Origin of the sequence: Paramesorhizobium deserti (assembly GCF_001558695.1) — a bacterium.
Taxonomy (GTDB): domain Bacteria; phylum Pseudomonadota; class Alphaproteobacteria; order Rhizobiales; family Rhizobiaceae; genus Paramesorhizobium; species Paramesorhizobium deserti.
In genome coordinates, this window is record NZ_LNTU01000012.1 from 344,011 (window position 1) to 366,933 (window position 22,923).

The window sequence follows — 22,923 nt, forward strand, 5'->3', positions numbered from 1 at the left end:
GAGTGACCGCCCGGAAGCCGGAGCAGGCTTTCGGGCGGATATTCAGTGACCGAATGCACGCTCCAGCGCGGCGGGATCGTTGTGGACGGCGAGCTTGTCCATGATGGTGGCGCTTGCCTCGTTCATCCCGACCACCTCGACCTCGACATCCTCTTTCCGGAATTTCAGAACCGCCCGATCGATCGCTCCCACTCCGGTCAGGTCCCATATATGGGCGTGCGTGACGTCGATGCGCACGCGATCCAGATCCTCGCGGAAATCGAGGGAATTGAGGAAATCGTCCGCCGTGGCAAAGAAGAGCTGTCCAAGGACGGTATAGGTCCGCGTGCGGCCATCTTCCGAGAGCTCCGAGCGCATCCCGAAAATCTGCGCCACCTTCCAGGCAAAGAAGATGCCCGAGAGCAGCACCCCGACACCAACGCCGAGCGCCAGATTGTGCGTGCCGACCACGGTGATCACGGTCGCCAGCATGACGATGCTGGAGCGGCGGGGATGTTTGCGCAGATCATTGAGCGACGACCAGGAGAACGTGCCGATCGACACCATGATCATGATGGCCACGAGGGCCGGCATCGGGATGATCCGCACCCAATCATTGAGAAGCAGAAGCAGAACCAGGAGGAAGGCCCCCGCGACAAAGGCCGAAAGCCTTCCGCGTCCCCCCGACTTCACGTTGATCACCGACTGTCCGATCATGGCGCAGCCCGCCATGCCGCCCAGGAAACCGGTGCAGAAATTGGCGATGCCCTGGCCGACGCATTCGCGATTCTTGTCGCTCCTGGTGTCGGTCATCTGATCGACTATGGAAGCCGTGAGCAGGCTTTCCAGCAGTCCGACCGCGGCCACGCCCACCGAATAGGGGAAAATGATCCAGAGCGTTTCCAGCGTGTACGGCACGTCGGGGATAAGGAATGTCGGCAGGCTCGACGGCAGTTCACCGAGATCGCCGACAGTGCGCACATCAACCCCAAGCGCCAGCGACGCGATGGTCAGCACCACGATGCAGACCAGCGGGGAAGGAACGGCCGTGGTAAGCCGCGGAAAAAGATAGATGATCGCCAGCCCCGCCGCGATCATCGCATAAGTTTCCCAGGATTTGCCCATCAATTCAGGGAGTTGCGCCATGAAGATGAGAATGGCGAGCGCGTTGACGAATCCCGTGAGAACCGAGCGGGACACGAAGCGCATGACATATCCCAACCGGGCAAATCCCGCGAGAACCTGCAGCACACCTGCCAGAATCGTCGCCGCCAGCAGATATTGCAGCCCATGATCGCGCACGAGCGACACCATGAGCACGGCGGTTGCGGCCGTCGCAGCGGAAATCATCCCGGGACGGCCGCCGGTGATCGAGATGATCACGGCGATGGAGAACGAAGCATAGAGCCCCACCTTGGGATCGACACCGGCGATGATGGAAAACCCGATCGCCTCGGGAATCAGCGCCAGGGCGACAACGATCCCCGCCAGAACGTCGCCCCGTATATTGAAAAGCCAGTCACGGCGAAAACTATCAATTGAAGACATGAGATCCGAAATGCATAGCAAGGCCACGTCGCATAACGGGCGAACTTGCTGTCAGCTTTGCAGGTTGTCCGGCGGGTTGGCGGCCGGAAGAGCCACCCGGAGTCGCACCGGGTCCAATCGAATGCCCTTCTATAGCAGAGGATCGCTGCGATGCAACATGGTCCTGCCTCAGAAGAACGTGCCGAGATACGCTGCCGCTTCATCGGAAATGCCGACGATCTTGTTGGTCGCCTGGCGGTAGAATTTGAAATTGAGTTCGGTTCCGGGCTGGCCGTCATTCCACTCGGTGAGATGTTTGAGCTCGTTGCGCCCCAGCGGCTGCTTCGCCAGGGCGGTGCGCCGGATAGCGAGCGTGACACGCGGCGTTTGCCGGGCGATGCCGGGTTTCTTGGCAACCCCGTCGGCGGAGGTGACAACGCCGCGAGCGACAAGCCCGTGCCCGCCCTCGTTCTCGCTCACAAACAGGAAAATGGTATCGCCTCTGGCGATATGCTTGCCGCCATACATCGTCTTTTGAGCGGTGAACATGAGTGTTTCCGCCTCTGGATTGCTTATCTCGGCCTTGATCGCGAATGCCGCCATTCGAGCCATTCCAGGAGCCTGCCAGATATCCCGCTTCTCCGCCCATTGTGTATGATCAAGAACCGTTGCTGCAACCCTGCATCGGCCCCGGACAACGGGCGGAGAGCAGATAATCGCCGTTTCCTCACTCGGCCGCGGCCGGATGAACGCGCTGCTCCTCACGGTACTCGCTCCATGCCTGCCGCAGGATCTGGATGGAGGAGGTCAGGAATATGCCAGCCATCAGCGCGGCCACCGCCAGGTCCGGCCAAGCGGTCTTCGTGCCCCAGACGCCGAGCGCGGCCGCCATCACCACCACATTGCCGATCGCGTCGTTGCGCGAGCAGAGCCAGACCGAGCGGACATTGGCGTCGCCGTCCTTATAGGGCCGCAGCAACAGGACGGAGCCGAGATTGGCGGCGAGCGCCATGAAGCCGATCACGCCCATCACCTCCGCGCTGGGGAGCCCCAGGACAAGCGTGTGATAGACGGTCGAGCCGAAGACCCATAGGGCCATGAGCGAGAGCGACAGCCCCTTGAACAATGCCGCCGTCGCCCGCGTGCGCAGGGAGGCACCGATGACGGCAAGGCTGAGGCCATAGGTGATCGTGTCGGCGAGGAAATCGAGCGCATCGGCTTTCAGCGCCTGCGAGCCCGCCAGCTGGCCCGCCACCATCTCGGTCAGGAACATCGCCCCGTTAATGGCGATGACGGTCCATAAAATCCGCTTGTAGCGCATGTCCATGCCGTCGAAAACCGGCACGCCGCCAGAACAGCAGGCATCCCCGGCATGGTGATGCGCCGCGGCTTTCTTACCGGGCAGGACAAGCGCCGGCGGGGCGCAGATTCTGTCTTTTTTGTGGTCGCAGCACTGATCATTCATGAATGGTCTCCTTTAATGAAGGGACCCTACTTCCTATAGTGACTATAGGTTCAAGAGGTTTTTTCGATGGATTTCTCGATTGGTGAACTTTCCCGCCGCACCGGGGTAAAAGTGCCGACCATCCGCTATTACGAGCAGATCGGGCTGTTGCCTTCGCCGCCGCGCACCGAAGGCCAGCAGCGGCGCTATGGCAAGGATGCCGTGTCGCGGCTCGCCTTCATCCGCCATGCACGCGAACTGGGCTTCGAGCTCGATGCCATCCGCGCGCTTCTCTCGCTGCAGGACAATCCGGATCAGTCCTGCGCGGCGGCAGACACAATCGCCAAGGACCGTCTCGTCGAAGTCGAACGGCGCATCGCCGCCCTCACCGCATTGCGGACGGAATTGCGCCGGATGATCGATGAATGCGCCTGCGGCCGGGTTGCCGAATGCCGCGTCATCGAAACCCTTGCCGATACAAGCCATAGCCATGGCCGGCTGGCCGAGGGGTGAAGCGGCTCATGTTTTGATGGAATCGCAGCGCGCCCCTCTGGGCTGCTGCTATTTATATGAAGTGTTTTCGAGCATGATGCCGAAACTGCAAAGCGGTTTTCCGTTTTGACCGTTCCGGAATGGATCATCGGGGCAAGCCCGATGATGACGAGTGTGGGGACGGAGGCGGCTAATGGCAGACGTTGTGACCGACATTTTGTCAGCCTGTTTGGCAGGCACTGTGGCAGAAGATGAGTGTTTCCATCCCTCCCTTCGTCATCCTCGGGCTTGACCCGAGGATCCATTCCAGAACATCGCCACTCCACCAGCGGACGGGTATCAAGGCCATCATTATCTAAAGCAATCCGATTCCATCAAAACAGGAACTGTTTTAGGCGGATGGTTGCGATTGAAATATCGAGGTAATCCATGGACGAGATGGCAGGCTATCTGGCTGTTCTTGCCGACAGTGATCTGTTCGGGACAATGGCGCTGATATCGCTGGCCGTCGCCCTGATGGGTCTTTCGAGGGCCGCACGGGGCTCTCGCGCATATCAACTGGCCGCCTTTGCCTGCCTTCTCTTCATGCCGGTCTTGTACGGAGTGGGCATATACATCCTGAACCTGCCGCCGGCATAACGTTCAGGGCGGGCGCGATAATCAATCCTCAGCCGGCCAGTCAGCCAGCAGGGTGATACCAAATTTTTCCGGGAAGCCTTCCTGAGGCGGTCAATGTGGCCGATCAGGTAATGCGTGGCCGTTGACGATCGTTTCACGTCCGATTGTAACGGGCGGCAATACGCATCGTCCGCCTGGCGCGCGGATGCGGCTGCATGCCGCTCTGGGCAGCGTCAATCCCATGGCCCTGACCAGCGCCGCGGCGACAGAATTGCTGTTGCGGCGCAGGAGCGAGTAGCGTAGTTCCATGCACTCGATCGCGCGTGCGGCGGCTAGTGCGTCGGCCCAGCGCTCCTCGCTTTCTCCCGCATTTCCCTCGAACAGAGTGAGAAAACGGGAGGACGGGCGGATGTGGAATTCCGGGAAATAGAGGGGATCGCGTCTCGAATAATCGGTTTCGACGACCGTCAGCGGCCCGTGGAGCGCCTGGTAATTGTAGGTGCCGTCCGCCTTGCGCGCGCCGCCATTGAGCTCGCGCACGGGTTCTCCGGCCTCGTTCACGAGCGCCAGGAAATTGTGAAAGGGTATGCTCGCGAAAAAGCGGATCGGCCATGAACCGAAAACGATCTTCAATGCTTGCGGTCTCCTTGTCTCAAAACCGAGATTCCCGGAAAAATGAAGACTTAAGCAGGATAACTTACAGCATTCTTGCCTGTGTTCCAAAGCATCGGTAGCGCCCTCCGCCCCGCCCTCTCCCTTCAAGCAACTTTGAACCTGCTTTCTTTGCACGGGGCCGGATGGTAATTGGGACGAGTCGCGTGTTTCAGCCGGAGTGAAGACGGCCCCATGACAAACCAGCAGATATTGGCGATCATTGTCATCGTGCTGATGATGGCGGCATTCATCTGGGGGCGATTCCGTTACGATGTCGTGGCCGCGTGTTCGCTTCTCGTCGCGGTCGCCGTAGGCGTAGTGCCCTTCGACGCCGCCTTCCAGGGGTTCAGCGACGAAATCGTCATCATCGTTGCGAGCGCGCTTATCGTCAGTGCCGGCGTGGCGCGATCCGGGCTGATGGAAACGGTGGTCCAGCGCATGACGCCGAGACTGACCTCGGTGCGGGGGCAACTCGCGGTCCTGGTTATAACCGTCACCGTGCTGGCCGCCTTCGTCAAGAATATCGGCGCGCTGGCGATCATGATCCCCATTGCCTTCCAGTTCGCCCGACGCTCCAATGTCTCGCCATCCGTATTCCTGATGCCGATGGCCTTCGGCTCGCTGCTCGGCGGCCTGATGACCCAGATCGGCACCTCGCCCAACATCGTCGTCTCTCGCATCCGCGCCGAGATGACCGGCGAGAGCTTCACGATGTTCGATTTCACGCCGGTCGGCGCCACGCTCGCCGCCGTCGGCATCGTCTTTCTCGTGCTGTTCTACTGGCTCGTTCCGCCCCGCACGCGCGAGACGGCCTCGATGGACGAGGCGATCGAGATCAAGAACTATGTCTCGGAGGCGACCGTCTCGAAGGATTCCTCCGCTCTCGGCAAGACGGTGGGCCAGCTCGTGAAATCCGCCGAGGGCGACGCCATGGTGACCTCGATCGTGCGCGGCGACCGCCACATGCCGCCGCTGCCCGACGCCCTCCTGCGAGAAGGTGACGTTCTCCTGATCGAAGGCGATCCGAAGGCGCTCGACCAGATCATCACCCAGGGCAAGCTGGTCCTTTCGGCCGAGCGCAAGCCTTCCGCCGACGAGCGTTCGGCCGAGATCGACGCCATCGAGGCGGTGATCGTCGACGGTTCGCCGCTCGTCGGCCTTTCCGCCAGGCAATTGGCGCTGTTCGACCGCTATGACGTCAATCTTCTCGCCGTCAGCCGTCAGGGCGAGCGCATCAAGGAGCCGGCGCATTGCATATCGGAGTTCAATTCATGTTGAGGCGCAACCTTCATCTCGCCGCCCTCGCCGGGCTTGCAGCCACCCTCGCCGCACCGGCGGCATTCGCAGCCGATCTGGGAGCCGGCGACTACTATTCCGATCCGGCCCCGCTCGACATGCCGCAGGACTGGGCCGGCAATTATGTCGGCGCCCAGATCGGCGCATCCTCCTCGCAATTCCCGAGCCCGTTCTCCAACCGCACCGGCGCGCTCGGCGGCGTCGTCGCGGGCAAGAATTTCCAGAACGGCAAGTTCGTCTACGGCGGTGAGGTCGAGGCCAATTTCTCGGAAGCCGAACATCGCCTGGGACGCGGCGGCACCCTGCAGCAGTCCTGGACCGGCGCCGCCAAGGCGCGCGCCGGCGTCGCGATGGACAAGACGCTCGTCTATGGCACGTTCGGCTACGGCGTCACCAAGTTCAAGCCGAAGGGCACCGTCACCTCGGGCAGCGATTGGGAGGGCGGCGTCCTCCTCGGCGCCGGCATCGAACAGAAGCTCTCCGGTCCGCTCTCGCTCAAGGCCGAATATGACTACATGCGTTTCGGCGACGTGAAGACGGAGGTCGCGGGCCGCAGCCAGCGCGACAATCTGAAAAATCACGCGATCAAGGCAGGCGTCAATTACAGGTTCTGACGCCTTCCGCCATTTCCTGTCGGCAAAGAGAAAAGCCGCCTTTCGGGGCGGCTTTTCCATGGGGAGGAGGAAAGAAAGAAGAGACCCGGTTATCCGGGGCTAGCGGGCTTGGGAGCACCGGGTCTCAAGGCTGGGTGGGTTGCCAGCAGAAGTATCGTGCACCAGAATTCGGCCAAGCGAAACCCCAATTAAATGGAGCCTATATATTATTATACTTATCCACATCTATCGATGAAAAGTATTGCAAAATCATAGAGTCAAGCCGCAGCGTCTATACTTAGAACCTCTGCTGAACGCGAATTTTCTTGTATGAAGAAGGCGACTCGTCACAGCTTCTCGTCTAAATTCTTCTCCACACCGCTTCCCGCCACTCCATCAACCGAGGATCATGCGATGCAAGCCGTTTTCGACGGTCACAATGATGTGCTTTTGAGATTGTGGAGGAATGCCCGCAGAGGCTCCGATCCCGCGCGGGAATTCATCGACGGCACCGACCGCGGCCATCTCGACCTGCCGCGCGCGAAGAAGGGCGGCGTCATCGGCGGGCTCTGCGCCATCTATATCCCATCCGAACAGGGGCTCTCCCTGAAAGCGCCCGATGCGAACGGCCATTATGAGACGCCGCTTTCCGCGCCGCTCGAGCGTCCCCGCTCCCTCGACATAGCGCTGGAACTCGCGGCAATCGCCCATAAGGTCGAGCGCGCCGGCGGCTGGAGCCTGTGCCGCACAGGCGCCGATATCGACAATGCAATCGCGCAGAACCGCTTCGCCGCCGTGCTGCACATGGAGGGCTGCGAGGCGATCGACAAGGATCTGTCGGCGCTCGAAGTCTTCTATGCCGCGGGTCTGCGCTCGCTCGGCCCCGTCTGGAGCCGCAACAACATCTTCGGCCACGGCGTGCCCTTCTCCTACCCGATGAGCCCCGACACCGGGCCGGGACTGACAGATGCCGGCCGCGAGCTCGTCAAGGCCTGCAACGGCCTCGGCATCCTGATCGACCTTGCCCATATGACCGAAAAGGGCTTCTGGGACGTGGCGAAGCTGAGCGATCAGCCGCTCATCGCCAGCCATTCCAATGTCCATGCGCTGACGCCCGTCGCCCGCAACCTCACCGATCGCCAGCTCGATGCGATCCGGGAAAGCAAGGGCCTCGCCGGTCTCAACTATGCCGTCACCATGCTGCGCGCCGACGGCCGCGAAAACGCCGACACGCCTGTTGAGGACATGGTCCGCCACATCGACTACATGGTTTCCCGCGTCGGCATCGATTGCGTGGCGCTTGGCTCGGATTTCGATGGTGCCCTGATCCCCAGGGAGATCGGCGATGCCGCAGGCACGCAAAACCTGATTGTGGCCTTGCGCAGGGCCGGATATGGTGAAGACGACCTCGCTAAAATATGCCGCGAGAACTGGCTTAGGGTCCTGCGCTCCGCCTGGCACGAAGCATGATCGCCGATAAAGTTGCAGACTTTTCGGATAAGATCATGCGATTGAAAGACTATCCGCAGGCTGACGCGCGCCGGACTGATGTTAAATAAAGGGAACGATGAGAATGATGATGAATTTCGGACGGTTTCGCATTCTGGCCGCGGGCGCGGCGATCTCCGCAATCATGATGGCCACGGGGCCCGCCTGGACCGCGACGCCACAGGACACGCTGGTGATTGCATGGGCGTTCGACGACATCATCACGCTCGACCCGGCCGAATCCTTCGAACTCAGCACCGGCGAGATCCTCGGCAATGGCTATGACCGGCTGGTCCGTCTCGACATCAACGATACGTCGAAAGTCGTCAACGACATTGCCGAAAGCTGGACCGTTTCCGACGACGGCCTGACCTATACGTTCAAGATCAAGCCGGATCTCAAATTCGCCTCCGGCAATCCGGTCACGGCCGAGGACGTGGCCTTCTCCATCCAGCGCGCGGTAAAGCTCGACAAGAGCCCGGCCTTCATCCTCACCCAGTTCGGCCTTACCCCGGATAATGTGGACGAGAAGGCCAAGGCTACCGATCCCGCCACCTTCGTGCTCACCGTCGACCAGTCCTATGCGCCAAGCTTCGTCATCAACTGCCTGACGGCCGACGTCGGCTCGGTGGTGGACAAGAAGCTGGTGATGGAGAACGTCGTCGACAATGACTACGGCAATGCATGGCTGAAGACCCATTATGCCGGCTCCGGCCCGATGAAGATCCGCGACTGGCGCGCCAACGAAATCCTCGTCCTGGAGCGCAATGACAGTTATTACGACGACAAGGCAAAGCTCACCCGCGTCATCTACCGCCACGTCAAGGAAAGCGCGACACAGCGCCTGCTGCTCGAAAAGGGCGACGTCGACGTGGCCCGCAACCTCAATCCCGGCGACATGGAAGCCGTGTCGAAGGAAGAGGGTATGTCGCTGACCAGCAAACCGAAGGGCACCATCTACTATTTCGGCCTGAACCAGAAGAATGAGACGCTGGCCAAGCCGGAGGTGCGCGAGGCGCTGAAATATCTCATCGATTACGACGCGATCGGCGCCACCCTCATCAAGGGCCTGGGTGAAATCCACCAGACCTTCCTTCCCAAGGGCATGCTCGGTGAGCTCGACGAAAAGCCGTATAACCTCGATGTCGACAAGGCCAAGGAGCTCCTGGAAAAGGCCGGCCTCAAGGACGGCTTCTCCGTCACCGCCGATATCCGCAGCATTCAGCCCGATTCCGGCATCGCGGAATCCGTCCAGCAGACCTTCGCCAAGGCCGGCGTCAAGCTGGAGATCATCCAGGGCGACGGCAAGCAGACCCTGACCAAATATCGCGCCCGCAACCACGATATCTATTATGGCCAGTGGGGTGTCGATTATTGGGATCCGCACAGCAACGCCGATACGTTCTCGTCCAACCCTGACAACAGCGACGACGCCTCGTCGAAGACGCTCGCCTGGCGCAATTCCTGGGAAATTCCTGAGTTGACCAAGGAGACCAAGGAAGCAGTGCTCGAACGCGATACCGAAAAACGCGCCGAAATGTATCGCGACCTCCAGAAGAAGGTCCTCGACACCGGCCCCTTCATCCTGCTCTACCAGCAGACCGAAGTGGCCGGCGTGCGCGACAATGTGGTGGATTACAAGCTCGGCCCATCCTTCTCCACCAATTACGTGTTCAACGTTTCGAAGAAATAGGCGGCCAGCAGGCTGGTGCTCTATGACACCCCCCTCTGGCCTGCCGGCCATCTCCCCCACAAGGGGGGAGATTATGTCTTCCTAGGCGTTTTGCGCCAATCGCCAACGTTGCAGAATGAAGGCGGAGGGTGCTGTCAGCCAATCTCCCCCCTTGTGGGGGGTGAGGAGCATTCGGCCGAAGGCCGAGGAAAAGCCAACGATTTGGCTTTTTCAGCAACGAACGCGCGGAGCCATAGCGAAGCGCCGCAACCCGGCAGGGCAGAGGGGGGTGTTGTCCCGCCATTATTTCCGTCAAAAGCGGCACCCATCTCATGACAACACTCAGCATGACGCCAACAGCCCGGCATTCCCCCGCCAGCCGACTGGCCATGTCGATCGGCACATTCCTGGTGATCGTGGCCACCACCTATCTCGGCCTTCTCGCCGTGACCTTCTTCATCGGCCGCGTCATTCCGATCGATCCGGTTCTCGCCATCGTCGGCGATCGGGCGCCGGCAAGCACTATCGAGCGCGCGCGCCAGGAGCTGGGGTTGAACGAACCGCTCTATGTGCAGTTCTATATCTATGTCTCGAAGGTGCTGCACGGCGATTTCGGCACGTCGGTGCTGACCACCAATCCCGTCATGACCGATATCCGCCGCGTCTTTCCCGCTACGATGGAGCTGGCGACGCTCGGCACGCTCATCGGCTCGCTGATCGGGGTTCCGCTCGGCGTGCTCGCCGCCGTCCGGCGCGGCAGCTTCATCGACCAGACGGTCCGCGTCATCGGCCTCTTCGGCTATTCGGTGCCGATCTTCTGGCTGGGCATGATGGCGCTTCTGGTCTTCTATGCCCGTCTCGGCTGGACGGCGGGACCGGGGCGCATCGATGTCGTTTTCGAGTACACCTTCACGCCGATCACCGGCTTCTACATCATCGATGCCATCATTCAGCGCCAATGGGATGCGCTGCGCGATATCCTCGCCCATATCGTGCTGCCGGCCTGCCTGCTCGGCTATTATTCGCTCGCCTATATCAGCCGCATGACCCGCTCCTTCATGCTGAACGAGCTGGAGCAGGAATATATCGTCGCCGCGCGCGCCAAGGGCCTGTCGGAGCGGCGCATCATCTGGGGCCATGCCTTGCGCAATGCCGCCGTGCCGCTGGTGACCGTGATCGCGCTTTCCTATGCGGGCCTGCTGGAAGGCTCGGTCCTGACCGAAACCGTCTTCGCCTGGCCGGGTCTTGGCCAATACATCACCAACTCGTTGCAGAACGCCGACATGAACGCCGTTCTCGGCGGCACCATCGTCATCGGCTCCGTCTTCATCGCCCTCAATCTCTTTTCCGATCTTCTCTATCGGACACTCGATCCCCGGACGCGCGCACGATGAGCGATATTGCAAACACAACCCGGCAGAGCCGCCGCGAATGGCTCCTCTCCGACCGGCCGCAATCGCGCATGCAGGCGCGGCTCGGCCGTTTCTATGTGACCTGGCGGCGTTTCACCGCCAACAGGCTCGCCGTCATCGGCCTTCTCATCATCCTGGGGCTCATCTTCGTCGCCGCCTTCGCGGACCTGCTAGCGCCACATTCGCCCACCGTCGGCGACCTGCGCACCACGCGGCTCCTGCCGCCCGGCGGCGAATTTCTGCTCGGTACCGACGACCAGGGCCGCGATATCCTCTCGCGGCTGATCTACGGCTCGCGGCTGACACTCTATGTTGTCCTGCTCGTCGCCATCATCGCCGCGCCCGTCGGCCTTCTGGTCGGTACCGTCGCCGGCTATGCCGGCGGATGGATCGATGCGGTGCTGATGCGCATCACAGACATCTTTCTCGCCTTTCCCAAGCTCATCCTGGCGCTCGCCTTCGTCGCCGCGCTCGGGCCGGGCATCGAGAATGCCGTCATCGCCATCGCCATCACCTCCTGGCCGCCCTATGCCCGCATCGCCCGGGCCGAAACGCTGACGGTGCGCAATTCCGATTACATCGCCGCCGTGCAGCTGATGGGCGCCTCCCCTGCCCGCATCGTCATCCGCCACATCATGCCGCTCTGCCTCTCTTCACTCATCGTGCGCGTGACGCTCGACATGGCCGGCATCATCCTGACCGCCGCCGGCCTCGGCTTCCTCGGTCTCGGCGCGCAGCCGCCCCTGCCGGAATGGGGCGCGATGATCGCCTCCGGCCGCCGCTTCATCCTCGACCAATGGTGGGTCGCCGCCATGCCGGGACTCGCGATCCTCATCGTCAGCCTTGGCTTCAACCTGCTGGGCGACGGTCTGCGCGACGCGCTCGACCCCAGGGGGAGCGGCCAATGAGCACGCTGCTGAATGTCGAGGATCTGCGCGTGCGTTTCCCCACCCGCACCGGTGTGGTCGAGGCGGTGCGCGGCGTCTCCTTCTCGCTCGGACGCGAACGTCTCGGCATCGTGGGAGAGTCCGGTTCCGGCAAATCGCAGACGGGCCGCGCCATCATGGGGCTGACGCCGCATGCGGAAGTCACCGCCAAGCGTCTCGAATTCGACGGTATCGATCTCCTGAATGCCTCGCCACGCGAGCGCCGCCACTTGCGCGGCGGCCGCATCGCCATGGTGCTGCAGGACCCGAAATATTCGCTCAATCCTGTCATGACCATCGGCCGGCAGATCGTCGAGACGCTGCGCACGCATGAGGATGTCGGCCAAAATGAAGCGAAGCGGCGCACGCTCGAAATGCTGGAGGCGGTGCAGATCCGCGATCCAGAGCGCGTTTTCGGTCTTTATCCGCATGAGGTCTCCGGCGGCATGGGCCAGCGCGCCATGATCGCCATGATGCTGATCGCCGGACCGGAACTGCTGATCGCGGACGAGCCGACCTCGGCGCTCGACGTCACGGTGCAGCTCGAAGTGATTGATATTCTCGATCGCCTGGTGGCGGAGCGCGGCATGGGGCTGATCTTCATCAGCCACGATCTGCGCCTTGTCTCCTCCTTCTGCGACCGCGTCATCGTCATGTATGCGGGCCGCATCGTCGAGGAGATCGCAGCGAGCGACCTTGCCAATGCCAGGCATCCCTATACGCGCGGGCTGCTCGACTGCATGCCGAAGATCGGCGCCGACCGCCATCCCCTGCCCACCCTGCAGCGCCAGGCGGAGTGGTCGCGATGAAGGACGCCACGGCATCCGCGCTCTCGGTCCGGAACCTCGAAGTCGTCTTCGATGATTTCCGGGCGTTGAAGGGCGTCAGCATCGATGTACGCCAAGCCGAATCCTTCGGTCTTGTCGGCGAATCCGGCTCCGGCAAATCGACGCTGCTGCGCGCTGTCGCCGGCCTCGCGCCGGTCACATCAGGAGAAATCCTGATCAATGGCGAACCGGTCACGACGCCACGCGGCAAAGCCTTCTACCGCACGGTGCAGATGGTGTTCCAGGATCCCTACGGCTCGCTGCACCCCCGCCAGACGGTCGACCGGCTGCTGCTCGAACCGCTCGCCATCCACGGTTTCGCCGACAGCGAGCAGCGCATCGTCCGCGCGCTCGACGAGGTGGGGCTCGGCTCCGGCTTCCGCTTCCGCTATCCGCACCAGCTCTCCGGCGGCCAGCGCCAGCGCATCGCCATCGCCCGCGCGCTGATCGTCGAGCCGTCGATCCTACTTCTCGATGAGCCGACCTCGGCGCTCGATGCCTCGGTGCAGGCGGAAGTCCTGAACCTGCTCGAACAGATCCGCCGCGACCGCAAGCTGACCTTCGTCATGGTCAGCCACGACCTCGCCGTTATCACCCACATGTGCGAGCGGCTGGCAGTGATGCAGAACGGCGATATCGTCGAACAGCTCACCGCCGCCGATCTCGCCAGGGGAAATGCCGGGGAGGATTATACCCGCAACCTGATGCGGGCTAGCGAGGGCTTCAGGCGGAAGAGTGCTTGAAATCAAAGGTTTGCATAGAGATTTTTGAGTGATTCCGGAACCGCCATCCCACCAGCGGCGTATAAACAGAAGCGCCAAGGTTTCCGTCTTAAACGGAACCGCTTCAGCTCCCCACCATCTCGAACTGCGCATCGTGCAGCCGCCGATAGATGCCACCGGCAGCGATCAGCTCCCCATGCCGGCCCTGCTCGGCCACGCCGGTCTCATCCACCACGACGATACGGTCGGCGTTGCGGATCGTCGCCAGCCGATGCGCGATGACGAGCGTGGTGCGTCCCGCCGAAAGTTCGGCCAGGGATTGCTGGATCGCCCGCTCGGTTTCGGTGTCGAGCGCCGAAGTCGCCTCGTCGAGGATGAGGATCGGCGGGTTCTTTAGGAACATGCGCGCGATCGCCAGGCGCTGCTTCTGCCCGCCCGAGAGCTTCACGCCGCGCTCGCCGATGATGGTGTCGTAGCCGTCCGGCAGGCTCGCGATCATCGCATCGAGCCGTGCGCGCCGCGCCGCCGCCTCGATCTCGCCGTCGCTCGCGCCGAGCCGGCCATAGGCGATGTTCTCACGGATCGAGCCGCCGAACAGGAACACGTCCTGCTGCACGATGCCGATTTGCTCGCGCAGCGAGGCGAGCGTCATCCTGCGGATGTCCAAGCCGTCGATCGTGATCTGGCCCGCATCGGTCTCGTAGAAGCGCGGCAGCAGCGAGCAGAGCGTCGTCTTCCCCGCGCCAGACGGCCCGACGAAGGCCACCGTCTCGCCGGCGCGGATTTCGAGATCGATGTCGCGCAGCACCTTCTTCTCCGCGCTATAGCCGAAACTGACGCCGCGATAGCTGATATCGCCCTTGAGATGCGATACCGCGACCGCCTCCGGTGCATCGACGACATCGGGCTCGGTATCCAGAAGCTCGGTATAGCGGCGGAAGCCGGCGATGCCCTTCGGATAAGTCTCGATGACCGAATTGATCTTCTCGATCGGGCGGATGAACACCCCGACCAGGAGCAGGAAACTGATGAAGCCGCCATTGGTCAGCTGCCCGTGCAGCACGAACCAGGTTCCCGCCAGCATGACGACGAGCTGCGTCAGCCGCATGGACATGTAGGAGAGCGAAGTGCTCGCCGCCATGATGCGGTAGGCGTCGAGCTTGGTCTCGCGATAACGGCTGTTGTCGCGCGCGAAGAGCCTGCGTTCATGGTCCTCGTTGGCGAAGGCCTGCACGACACGCATGCCGCCGACATTCTCCTCGATCCGCACGTTGAAATCGCCGACGCGGCCATAGAGCACCTGCCAGTTGCGCGTCATCCGCCCGCCATAGCGGCTCGTCAGCCACGCCATCAGCGGCACCACGGCCGCCGTGATCAGCGCCAGATGCACATTGATCGAGAACATCAGCGCGAAGGCGCCGAGAAAGGTCATGACGGCGATGAAGAGGTCCTCCGGCCCGTGATGCGCGACCTCGCCCACCTCCTCCAGATCCTTGGTGACGCGGGCTATCAGGTGCCCGGTCTTGTTGTTGTCGTAGAAGCGGAAGGAGAGTTTCTGCAGATGGTCGAAGAGCTTGCGCCGCATCTCCGTCTCGATGTTGATCCCCAGCATGTGACCCCAATAGGTCACGACCGCCATCAGCCCGGTATTGACGAGATAGACCATGAGCAGCCCGGCGGAGGCCAGCAGAATCAGCGCCCAGTTCTGCCCCGGCAGGAGATGGTCGACAAAGGCCTTGATGGCCATGGGAAAGGCGAGCTCGAGAAGGCCCGACAGCACCGCACAGCCGAAATCGAGAAGAAAAAGGCCCTTATAGGGCCTGTAATAGGAGAAAAACCGCCGCAGCATGTGCCTGACCTGAATTTATCCGGCCCTGCTCTGCCGGATATCAATTGCTTTCATCTTTTTCACGCCTTGCATTATCGCCATCAAAGCCGCGACGCCAGTAGGCAACGACCAGATGATCCTGCCGGTCGAGCTTGCGTTCCTTGCGCAGATAGGTGCGGATGGCACGGAACGCCGCGAACTCGCAGGCCGCCCAGGCGAACAGACGCGTCCCATCGCCGGGAAATTCCACCGCGCGGACGGCATCCTGAAGCAATGTGGTCGTGCCCGCCTCCCGGCCGTTGCGATGCAGCCAGACGAGATCGACATCGGCGGCCGAGCGCAGAGCCTGCTCCTCGGCGACGCCGTCCACCTCGATGCGCACCACGGCCTTGGCGTGGGCCGGCAGCCCCTCCAGAATGCGACCGATGGCCGGAAGCGCCGTCTCGTCGCCGGCAAGGAGATACCAGTCGGCCTCGCCCGCGCTGCCGCCGCCAGGCCCGGTCATGCCGACCAGATCGCCCTCTTTGGCGTTCAGCGCCCAGGAGGAGCCGGGCGTGTCGTCGCCCTCGTGGATGACGATGTCGATATCGACCTCGCCCTTCTCCACATCGATATTGCGGATCGTATAGACGCGATGGACAAGCTTCATCTCGCCGTCCGGCCAGACAGGTCGTCCGTCTTCTCCTGTGACAGGCCATTGCGGCTCGGCCACGCCCTTCGGCGGAAAAAGCAGGCGGATATGCAGCCCGCCATAGGCGAAACGCCCGAGATTGCGGCCCTTGAGCCGCACGCGGCGCATATGCGGCGTCATATTATGGGCGGAGACGACCCGCATTTCGCGGAAATAGGGCAGCGGCGCGCCGGCCACGCCATCCCCGACCCAGACGATCTTCGGCTGCTGGCCGTCGGCGAATTCAAGGATATGCTCGGCCACGGCATGCTTCATATAGGCAAGCCCGGTATCGTCTTCGCCTTCGGCACGGAAAGTCAGGCTCTCATCGTCAGCCTCGACGATCGCGCGGCCATAGGAAAGCGCGATTTCGCCCCGCCGCTCCGCCGTGGAGATATCGGCATATTCCGAAAAATGCTCGATAAGCCTGCCCAGGATGACATCCGGCTGCGAAAGCGTCACGCGCGCGGTCGCACTCAAAAGGCTGTGCTGCATTTCCAAAACTCCCGGAGAAAATCCAATGGGCTATGATGCGCAAGGATTAGCCGAGAGTAATATGACATTTCAAGTCATGTTTTTTTGAAGAAGCATTTTGGGCCGTGAGCGCCGCTGGAGTGGTTCGCTTTGAGACGGACGTTTTCGCGAAGCATCTTGGAGACTGAAGCCGGAACTGTAAGGTGGTTTTCCATTGGGACTGTCCCGGAATGGATCCTCGGGTCAAGCCCGAGGATGACGAACTTGAGAGAATGACGGACTGGCGAGGATGACGGGCTGGAGAGGCTTGTGCCCAGTCCCAACGTTGGCGATTGGCGCAAAACATCCCTGCAATCGTCATCCTCGGGCTTGACCCGAGGATCCATTCCAGAACATCGCCACTACTCCAGCGGCCGGCTATTAACGCCTTGCTATTCAAAGCAACCCGTTTCGATCAAAACAGCAACCGCCCCAATACGGTTATCTCACACCAACTTCACCGCCGAGAGTATCGTCACCGGCAGGGCCTGGCGCCAGACGTCAAAGCCGCCCAGGGGAGCGGCATGCGCGACCGCGAGACGCGTCAGCTCGCCGCCTACCCGTTTCTGCCATTGAACGAGCATCATTTCGCTCTGGATCGTCACCGCATTGGCGACAAGGCGGCCGCCGGGCTTCAAGCTTTGCCAGCAGGCTTCCGCCACGCCATCGTCGGTAAAGCCGCCGCCGATGAAGATCGCGTCCGGCGCTTCAAGGCCGGCAAGGGCCGCCGGTGCCTCGCCCTTGACAAGCTCAAGGCCGGGCACGCCGAGCGCCAGGCGATTGCGCTCGATCATCCCCTGCCGCCCTTCATGCGCCTCGATGGCGATGGCGCGGCAGGTGGGGTGCGCCCGCATCCACTCGATGCCGATCGAGCCGCACCCCGCTCCCACATCCCAGAGCAGTTCCCCCGGCATCGGCGCGAGGTGCGCGAGCGTGACGGCGCGGACATCCCGCTTGGTCAGCTGTCCGTCATTCTCGAAGGCGGCATCGGGCAATCCCGCCACCGGGGAATAGGCCATGGCCTCAGCCCCTCCCCGGCACTCGACGGCGAGAACGTTCAGGTCGGCGGCGCGCCCATGCGCCCAGCCGCTCGCGCTGCCATCGATGCGACGTTCCTTCGGTCCGCCCAGATGTTCGAGCACGGTGAGCCGGCTTTCGCCGAAATCGCGCGCCTCCAGAAGCTTTGCCACCGCATCGGGCGTTTGCCCGTCATTGCTGAGGATCAGCAGGCGGTTGCCGGGCTGGAGATGGGCATGGATGATCTCCAGCGGCCTGCCATGCACGCTCAGGAGCGTCGCGTCCTGCAGCGGCCAGGCCATGCGCGCCGCCGCAAGCGAGAAGGAGGACGGGAACGGCAGGATATGCATCTCCTCCGGCGGGATATGACGCGAAAGCGTCGCGCCCATGCCGTAGAACATCGGATCGCCGCTCGCCAGCACCACGACCGCCTTGCCCCAGTGCGAAAGGATCATGTCGGTGGCAGCGGAAAACGGCGTCGGCCATGTGATCCGCTCTCCCCTGATATCGTTATCGAGAAAATCGAGATGCCGTTTGCCGCCGAAGACGATTTCGGCGCTCGTCAGCGCCTCACGCGCGGCGCGGCCCAAACCCTCCACACCGTCTTCCCCGATGCCGATAATCGTCAGCCATGGCGCCATGTCGCTTCCAGACCTTGCCCGTTGCCCATTTTCCGATAGTTGAGTTGATACGGTTTGCCTGTGGCGAGGGCAAGCAGGGCGGCGTATAACGCGGGGAGAACAGTGCGTTGAATGTCGGGATGAAGCGGTTTTCCAGTTTGGACCGTTCCGGAAAACCGCCTGCCTTGGTTGGTATTAAGAATCGGGAACGGAGAGAACATCGTGCGAAAACTTGGTGTCATCGAAGGTGACAGGGTGGAAAGGCGGTCCGCCTGCCCCGGCCTGTTCCGCATGACGCCCGCGCGTGATGGCAGCATATGTCGTGTAAAACTCTCCTGCGGCCGCCTCACCAAGGAACAGGCGCGCGTGGTCGCCGATGTCGCGGATAGATATGGCAACGGCATCATCGAACTGACCAATCGCGCCAATCTGCAATTGCGTGGGATTGATGGGGCCGACGCCGATCATCTGATTCTGGCACTGACCCAGGCCGGTCTCGGTCCTCTCGTTCCCGAAGGCGACGATATCCGCAATGTGATGGTCAACCCGACCGCCGGCATCGACGAAGCGCTTGCCTTCGACACCCTGCCTCTTGCGGAACGCCTGCTTGAAACGCTGCAGACGACGCCGGCCTATCATGCCCTTTCGCCGAAATTCTCTATCCTGCTCGATGGCGGCGAAGCCTGCGCCATGGTCCGGCATACGAGCGATATCTGGCTCGCGGCGACCGAGGACGGCAAGGCCTTCGCCTTCGGTTTTGCATCGTGCCCGCCAGTGGCGCCGAAATCGGATATGGCGTGCGGCCCCCTCATCCGGCCCTTCGGGCCACCTTCTCCCCGATGGGGAGAAGAGGGGGCGGACGGCAACGCAGCGACTCCTCTCTCCTTGGGGAGAGGTGGTGAGCCCACGGGTCTTGCCTCCGGCAAGCCCGAGGACAGGCTATGCGAACCGGTGAGGGAGCCCTCAAATCCACCTCCCGCCGAAATACGGGAAGAATTGCGCGCCCTCGGCATCGTCGCGGCCGAGAATGCCCACGCGCTCATCACCAACCTTCTCGACCTCTTCCTTGAGATTAGCGCGGAATATCCGGGCATCGTCCGCATGAAGCACCTTCTTGCCGCAATGCCCGCGTCGGACATTCTCGAACGGCTGCGCCCTCGCCTCGCCTTCACCATCGAAGCCGCTTCCGAATGGCGGCGAGCTGCCCCCCGTTCTTTCGCGCATCTGGGTACCCATAGCCAACGGCAGCGGGAATTTTCCTATGCCGGCGCCGCCGTGCCGCTCGGCCGTCTCACACCACAGGACATGCGGGCGCTTGCCGAGATCGCGGCGCAGGCCAATGGCGGGCAGATCCGGCTGACGCCGTGGCAAAGCGTGCTCCTGCCGGATATCGCCACAGGCCGCGCGGCCGGCATTCTCGAACGCATGCGCGCCATCGGCTTTGCTGACGATCCGGGCGATCCCCTCGCCTCGATGATCGCCTGCTCCGGCTCGACCGGCTGCGCTTCGGCGCTGGCCGATACGCAAGGAGACGGTGCGAAACTCGCGCAACTGCTGAAGAACAGCGAGGCAATGCCCGTCCACCTGACCGGCTGCGCCAAATCCTGCGCTTCCATCCGCCCGGCCCCGGCCACGCTCGTGGCAAAAGAACCCGGACGTTACGACCTCTTTTTGCGTAAGCCGACTGGACCAACGCGCTTCGGGCGGCTATTGGCGGCCAACGTCACAATCGAGGAAGCAGCGCGGCTTCTCAACGCATACCGCCAGGAAATGACCGATGCTTGACTACATCAAAGACGGCCAGCAGATCTATGACCGTTCCTTCTCCATCATCCGCGCCGAGGCGGACCTGACCCGCATCCCCGCCGATCTGGAAAAGCTCGCCGTGCGGGTGGCGCATGCCAGCGGCATGGTGGATGTGGTGGGCGATCTGGCCTTTTCCGAGGGCGCGGGTGAAGCCGGCCGCAAGGCGCTGGCCTCCGGCGCGCCTGTTCTTTGCGATGCCCGCATGGTGGCCGACGGCGTGACCCGCTCGCGCTTGCCCGCCGATAACAAGGTGATCTGCACGCTTTCCGACCCGTCCGTGCCGGAACTGGCGAAGGAGCTCGGCAACACCCGCTCCGCTGCCGCAATGGAACTGTGGCGGCCCTATCTCGCGGGCAGCGTGGTGGCCATCGGCAATGCGCCGACGGCGCTCTTCCGGCTCCTCGAAATGCTCGACGAGGGTGCGCCGAAGCCGGCGCTGATCCTCGGCTTCCCCGTCGGCTTCGTGGGTGCCGCGGAATCGAAGGACGCGCTTGCCGAGAATAGCCGCGGCGTGCCCTTCGTCATCATCCGCGGGCGGCGCGGCGGCAGCGCCATGGCGGCGGCTGCGGTCAATGCGCTCGCCACGGAGCGCGAATGATGGCTAAACCCGGACGGCTTTTCGGCCTGGGCGTCGGCCCCGGCGACCCCGAACTCATCACATTGAAGGCGTTGAAGCGCCTGAAAGCCACGCCCGTCGTGGCCTATCACGCCGCCAAGGGCAAGAAAGGCAATGCCCTTTCGATCGTCGAGGACTATCTCTCGCCGGATCAGCTACTGGTGCCGCTGGTCTATCCCGTGACGACGGAGAAGCTCCCCTCCCACATGAATTACGAGGAGATCGTCAGCGATTTCTACGCCGAGATCACCGGCACGCTTGCCGCCCATCTCGATGCCGGCCGCGATGTCGCCGTGATCGCCGAGGGCGACCCCCTCTTTTACGGCTCGTTCATGTATATCCATGACCGGCTGGCGCATCGATACGAGACGGAAGTCGTGCCGGGTGTCTGCTCGTTCTTGGGCGCCGCCTCGGTGCTGGGCGCGCCCGTCGCCTATCGCAACCAGACGCTCACCATCCTTTCAGGCGTTCTTGACGCCCGCGAGTTGAAGCGCCGCCTGGCAGATACAGAGGCCGCGGTGATCATGAAGCTCGGCCAGAATCTCGCCAAAGTACGCGGCGTTCTCGAAGAACTCGGGCTGATGGACCGCGCGCTCTATGTCGAGCGGGCCACGATGGCGGCGCAGCGCATCCTGCCGCTCGCTGAAGTCGAGCCGGAGAAATCGCCCTATTTCTCACTGATCCTCGTGCCCGGTCAGAAGTGGAACGGCTGATGAGCAGCGAAGAAACCGCTCGCCCCGCCATCCTGGTACTGGGGGAATTGAGCCTTGAAACGGCGAAGCATATCCGTCTCGCGCTCGGCGACGGGGATATTTACGGGCTCGACCCCCGTGTCAAACAGGCCGATATCCCCTTCTCCGATTTCGGCGGCACGCTGCGGGACCTCTATGAAGCCGGACGGCCGATCATCGCCATCTGCGCCGCCGGCATCATCATCCGGGCACTGGCAAGCCTCCTCGAAAACAAGCGGGCGGAACCGCCGGTGCTGGCCGTGGCGGAGGATGGCAGCGCCGTGGTGCCGCTGCTGGGGGGCCTCTCCGGCGTCAACGATCTGGCGCGGCGGATTGCCGCCGCCTTCAATGTCGCTCCAGCGATCACCACCACGGGCGAGCTGCGCTTCGGCGTCAACCTGCTGCATCCGCCGGCGGGCTATACGCTTCTCAATCCGGAAGCCGGCAAGACATTCATCTCCGACCTTCTGGCCGGCGAAAAGGTGAAGCTTGCAGGCAATGCCCCGTGGCTGTCGCAAGCGCGGCTACCGTTCGATCCGGCGGGCCGGCTGACCATCACCGTGACGACCGAAAGCCGCGAGCCGGAAGCGGGCGAGCTTCTTTATCTTGCGCCCGTCGAACATAAGCGCGGGCGGCTTGCCGTCGTGGGCCTGGGTCCCGGCGATCCCAAGCTGATGGCACCCGCCGTCCGGCAGGAATTGAGCCAAGCGCAGGATATTCTGGGCTATGAGACCTATGTGCGCATGGCCGGTCCCTTCCGGGCCGATCAGGTGCAGCACATGACCGACAATCGCGAGGAGATGCAGCGCGCCCGCCATGCCTTCGCGCTTGCCGCGACCGGCCGCTCGGTCGTCATGGTCTCGTCGGGCGATCCCGGCATCTTCGCCATGGCGGCGGCGGTTCTTGAGGCGCTGCACGAATCCGACGATCCGGCCTGGCATGGCGTCGAGCTGGTCGTCCTTCCCGGCATCTCGGCGGCCATGGCGGCGGCGGCCCGCATCGGCGCGCCGCTCGGCCATGATTTCTGCATCCTGTCGCTTTCCGACAATCTGAAGCCCTGGGACACAATCATTCAGCGCCTCGACCATGCCGCGCAGGCCGATTTCGCCATCGCCCTCTATAACCCGATCTCGAAGGCGCGTCCCTGGCAGCTTGGGGAAGCGCTCGGCCTGCTTCGCAAACGCCGTGAACCGCAGACGCCGGTTGTGCTCGGCCGCGATGTCGGACGGCCTGGCGAAAAGGTCTCCGTCACCACTCTGGGCGCGCTGACGCCGGGCGAGGTCGATATGCGCACGGTCGTCATCATCGGCTCCTCGACCACGCAGCGCTTTGCGAGGCGTGACGGCGGCGAATGGGTCTATACGCCGCGCTGGTATGGAACCGTACCCGCGGGTACGGCAAAACCACCCGAAAAGGCTGAAAAACACCCCCATAAATGACAAAAAGGCGGGATTTCCCCCCCGCCTTTTTCG

20 protein-coding genes, 1 pseudogene and 1 other annotated feature are annotated in these 22,923 nt (G+C 62.6%); of the genes and pseudogenes, 14 read left to right on the forward strand and 7 right to left on the reverse strand.

All coding sequences use genetic code 11. The features are described 5' to 3' along the window. Positions 1–42: 42 nt before the first annotated feature. The 3 genes from ATN84_RS10720 to ATN84_RS10730 form a co-directional block, all read right to left on the reverse strand. A complete protein-coding gene (locus ATN84_RS10720) occupies positions 43–1,527 on the reverse strand; it encodes a SulP family inorganic anion transporter (RefSeq protein ID WP_068881629.1) in 1,485 nt (494 codons plus the stop codon). Between the two features lie 62 nt (positions 1,528–1,589). Continuing rightward, positions 1,590–1,645 (reverse strand) — a sequence feature (sul1 is cis-regulatory element that is thought to sense ions involved in sulfur or methionine metabolism; They are found in Alphaproteobacteria). Between the two features lie 50 nt (positions 1,646–1,695). Then, positions 1,696–2,109, reverse strand: a complete 414-nt coding sequence (locus tag ATN84_RS10725) for a hypothetical protein (protein WP_068881630.1) — start codon at positions 2,107–2,109, stop codon at positions 1,696–1,698. A gap of 124 nt (positions 2,110–2,233) precedes the next feature. Further along, positions 2,234–2,971 (reverse strand): cation efflux transmembrane domain-containing protein, encoded by a 738-nt coding sequence (locus ATN84_RS10730; protein ID WP_068881631.1) that lies wholly within the window; start codon positions 2,969–2,971, stop codon positions 2,234–2,236. Positions 2,972–3,037: 66 nt separating this feature from the next. On the opposite strand from ATN84_RS10730, the gene ATN84_RS10735 reads away from it, so the two are divergent. Together ATN84_RS10735 and ATN84_RS10740 are read left to right on the forward strand one after the other, a co-directional pair. Continuing rightward, positions 3,038–3,463: a MerR family transcriptional regulator gene (locus ATN84_RS10735; RefSeq protein WP_068881632.1), complete on the forward strand. Its 426-nt coding sequence runs from the start codon at positions 3,038–3,040 to the stop codon at positions 3,461–3,463. A 408-nt stretch (positions 3,464–3,871) separates the two neighbouring features. Continuing rightward, a complete protein-coding gene (locus tag ATN84_RS10740) occupies positions 3,872–4,081 on the forward strand; it encodes a hypothetical protein (RefSeq protein WP_201026352.1) in 210 nt (69 codons plus the stop codon). Positions 4,082–4,171: 90 nt separating this feature from the next. Here ATN84_RS10740 and ATN84_RS10745 read toward each other — a convergent pair whose 3' ends face one another. Then, positions 4,172–4,693, reverse strand: coding sequence for a hypothetical protein (locus tag ATN84_RS10745; protein WP_068881633.1), 522 nt, complete (start codon positions 4,691–4,693; stop codon positions 4,172–4,174). Positions 4,694–4,906: 213 nt separating this feature from the next. On the opposite strand from ATN84_RS10745, the pseudogene ATN84_RS10750 reads away from it, so the two are divergent. The 8 genes and pseudogenes from ATN84_RS10750 to ATN84_RS10785 all read left to right on the forward strand — a co-directional run. Then, a pseudogene (locus ATN84_RS10750) lies at positions 4,907–5,956 on the forward strand (SLC13 family permease); the annotation flags it as partial. Positions 5,957–5,985: 29 nt separating this feature from the next. Next, a complete protein-coding gene (locus ATN84_RS10755; RefSeq protein WP_068881634.1) occupies positions 5,986–6,624 on the forward strand; it encodes an outer membrane protein in 639 nt (212 codons plus the stop codon). Positions 6,625–7,017: 393 nt separating this feature from the next. After that, entirely contained in the window at positions 7,018–8,073 is a 1,056-nt protein-coding gene (locus ATN84_RS10760; RefSeq protein ID WP_068881635.1) for a dipeptidase, read from the forward strand. A gap of 106 nt (positions 8,074–8,179) precedes the next feature. Continuing rightward, positions 8,180–9,784, forward strand: a complete 1,605-nt coding sequence (locus ATN84_RS10765; RefSeq protein WP_425287398.1) for an ABC transporter substrate-binding protein — start codon at positions 8,180–8,182, stop codon at positions 9,782–9,784. Between the two features lie 326 nt (positions 9,785–10,110). Then, entirely contained in the window at positions 10,111–11,157 is a 1,047-nt protein-coding gene (locus tag ATN84_RS10770; protein ID WP_153020204.1) for an ABC transporter permease, read from the forward strand. Then, positions 11,154–12,083 (forward strand): nickel transporter permease, encoded by a 930-nt coding sequence (nikC, locus tag ATN84_RS10775; RefSeq protein ID WP_068881638.1) that lies wholly within the window; start codon positions 11,154–11,156, stop codon positions 12,081–12,083. The genes ATN84_RS10770 and nikC overlap by 4 nt, the downstream gene beginning before the upstream one ends. Then, positions 12,080–12,910 carry an ABC transporter ATP-binding protein gene (locus ATN84_RS10780; RefSeq protein WP_068881639.1) on the forward strand — a complete coding sequence of 277 codons (831 nt, stop codon included), beginning with the start codon at positions 12,080–12,082 and terminating at the stop codon, positions 12,908–12,910. Before nikC ends, ATN84_RS10780 begins: the two co-directional genes overlap by 4 nt. After that, positions 12,907–13,671 carry an ABC transporter ATP-binding protein gene (locus ATN84_RS10785; RefSeq protein WP_068881640.1) on the forward strand — a complete coding sequence of 255 codons (765 nt, stop codon included), beginning with the start codon at positions 12,907–12,909 and terminating at the stop codon, positions 13,669–13,671. The genes ATN84_RS10780 and ATN84_RS10785 overlap by 4 nt, the downstream gene beginning before the upstream one ends. Positions 13,672–13,774: 103 nt before the next feature. Here the strand turns inward: ATN84_RS10785 and ATN84_RS10790 are convergent, their stop codons facing one another. The 3 genes from ATN84_RS10790 to ATN84_RS10800 all read right to left on the reverse strand — a co-directional run bounded on the left by ATN84_RS10790 (position 13,775) and on the right by ATN84_RS10800 (position 18,319). Then, complete coding sequence (locus tag ATN84_RS10790; protein ID WP_068881641.1) at positions 13,775–15,499, reverse strand: ABC transporter ATP-binding protein; 1,725 nt, start codon at positions 15,497–15,499, stop codon at positions 13,775–13,777. Between the two features lie 40 nt (positions 15,500–15,539). Next, positions 15,540–16,643 (reverse strand): siderophore-interacting protein, encoded by a 1,104-nt coding sequence (locus tag ATN84_RS10795; protein ID WP_068881642.1) that lies wholly within the window; start codon positions 16,641–16,643, stop codon positions 15,540–15,542. Positions 16,644–17,107: 464 nt separating this feature from the next. Beyond that, complete coding sequence (locus tag ATN84_RS10800; protein ID WP_068881643.1) at positions 17,108–18,319, reverse strand: bifunctional cobalt-precorrin-7 (C(5))-methyltransferase/cobalt-precorrin-6B (C(15))-methyltransferase; 1,212 nt, start codon at positions 18,317–18,319, stop codon at positions 17,108–17,110. Positions 18,320–18,520: 201 nt separating this feature from the next. Here ATN84_RS10800 and ATN84_RS10805 point away from each other — a divergent pair, with 201 nt between their 5' ends. From ATN84_RS10805 to cobJ, 4 genes are read left to right on the forward strand one after another with little or no spacing between them, the layout of a single operon-like run. After that, positions 18,521–20,083 carry a hypothetical protein gene (locus tag ATN84_RS10805; RefSeq protein WP_153020185.1) on the forward strand — a complete coding sequence of 521 codons (1,563 nt, stop codon included), beginning with the start codon at positions 18,521–18,523 and terminating at the stop codon, positions 20,081–20,083. Then, entirely contained in the window at positions 20,076–20,702 is a 627-nt protein-coding gene (locus ATN84_RS10810; RefSeq protein ID WP_068881645.1) for a precorrin-8X methylmutase, read from the forward strand. Before ATN84_RS10805 ends, ATN84_RS10810 begins: the two co-directional genes overlap by 8 nt. Further along, the gene (locus tag ATN84_RS10815; protein ID WP_068881646.1) at positions 20,702–21,433 is read left to right on the forward strand and encodes a precorrin-2 C(20)-methyltransferase; all 732 of its coding nucleotides are present in this window, start codon (positions 20,702–20,704) and stop codon (positions 21,431–21,433) included. The genes ATN84_RS10810 and ATN84_RS10815 overlap by 1 nt, the downstream gene beginning before the upstream one ends. Further along, positions 21,433–22,890: a precorrin-3B C(17)-methyltransferase gene (gene cobJ / locus ATN84_RS10820; protein ID WP_068881647.1), complete on the forward strand. Its 1,458-nt coding sequence runs from the start codon at positions 21,433–21,435 to the stop codon at positions 22,888–22,890. The genes ATN84_RS10815 and cobJ overlap by 1 nt, the downstream gene beginning before the upstream one ends. The last annotated feature ends 33 nt before the right edge of the window (positions 22,891–22,923 follow it).

Coding starts and splice junctions, on each gene's coding strand:
- ATN84_RS10720 (WP_068881629.1), bottom strand. CDS start 1,527: ATGTCTTCAATTGATAGTTTTCGCCGTGACTGGCTTTTCAATATACGG.
- ATN84_RS10725 (WP_068881630.1), bottom strand. CDS start 2,109: ATGGCGGCATTCGCGATCAAGGCCGAGATAAGCAATCCAGAGGCGGAA.
- ATN84_RS10730 (WP_068881631.1), bottom strand. CDS start 2,971: ATGAATGATCAGTGCTGCGACCACAAAAAAGACAGAATCTGCGCCCCG.
- ATN84_RS10735 (WP_068881632.1), top strand. CDS start 3,038: ATGGATTTCTCGATTGGTGAACTTTCCCGCCGCACCGGGGTAAAAGTG.
- ATN84_RS10740 (WP_201026352.1), top strand. CDS start 3,872: ATGGACGAGATGGCAGGCTATCTGGCTGTTCTTGCCGACAGTGATCTG.
- ATN84_RS10755 (WP_068881634.1), top strand. CDS start 5,986: ATGTTGAGGCGCAACCTTCATCTCGCCGCCCTCGCCGGGCTTGCAGCC.
- ATN84_RS10760 (WP_068881635.1), top strand. CDS start 7,018: ATGCAAGCCGTTTTCGACGGTCACAATGATGTGCTTTTGAGATTGTGG.
- ATN84_RS10765 (WP_425287398.1), top strand. CDS start 8,180: ATGATGAATTTCGGACGGTTTCGCATTCTGGCCGCGGGCGCGGCGATC.
- ATN84_RS10770 (WP_153020204.1), top strand. CDS start 10,111: ATGACGCCAACAGCCCGGCATTCCCCCGCCAGCCGACTGGCCATGTCG.
- nikC (WP_068881638.1), top strand. CDS start 11,154: ATGAGCGATATTGCAAACACAACCCGGCAGAGCCGCCGCGAATGGCTC.
- ATN84_RS10780 (WP_068881639.1), top strand. CDS start 12,080: ATGAGCACGCTGCTGAATGTCGAGGATCTGCGCGTGCGTTTCCCCACC.
- ATN84_RS10785 (WP_068881640.1), top strand. CDS start 12,907: ATGAAGGACGCCACGGCATCCGCGCTCTCGGTCCGGAACCTCGAAGTC.
- ATN84_RS10790 (WP_068881641.1), bottom strand. CDS start 15,499: ATGCTGCGGCGGTTTTTCTCCTATTACAGGCCCTATAAGGGCCTTTTT.
- ATN84_RS10795 (WP_068881642.1), bottom strand. CDS start 16,643: ATGCAGCACAGCCTTTTGAGTGCGACCGCGCGCGTGACGCTTTCGCAG.
- ATN84_RS10800 (WP_068881643.1), bottom strand. CDS start 18,319: ATGGCGCCATGGCTGACGATTATCGGCATCGGGGAAGACGGTGTGGAG.
- ATN84_RS10810 (WP_068881645.1), top strand. CDS start 20,076: ATGCTTGACTACATCAAAGACGGCCAGCAGATCTATGACCGTTCCTTC.
- ATN84_RS10815 (WP_068881646.1), top strand. CDS start 20,702: ATGGCTAAACCCGGACGGCTTTTCGGCCTGGGCGTCGGCCCCGGCGAC.
- cobJ (WP_068881647.1), top strand. CDS start 21,433: ATGAGCAGCGAAGAAACCGCTCGCCCCGCCATCCTGGTACTGGGGGAA.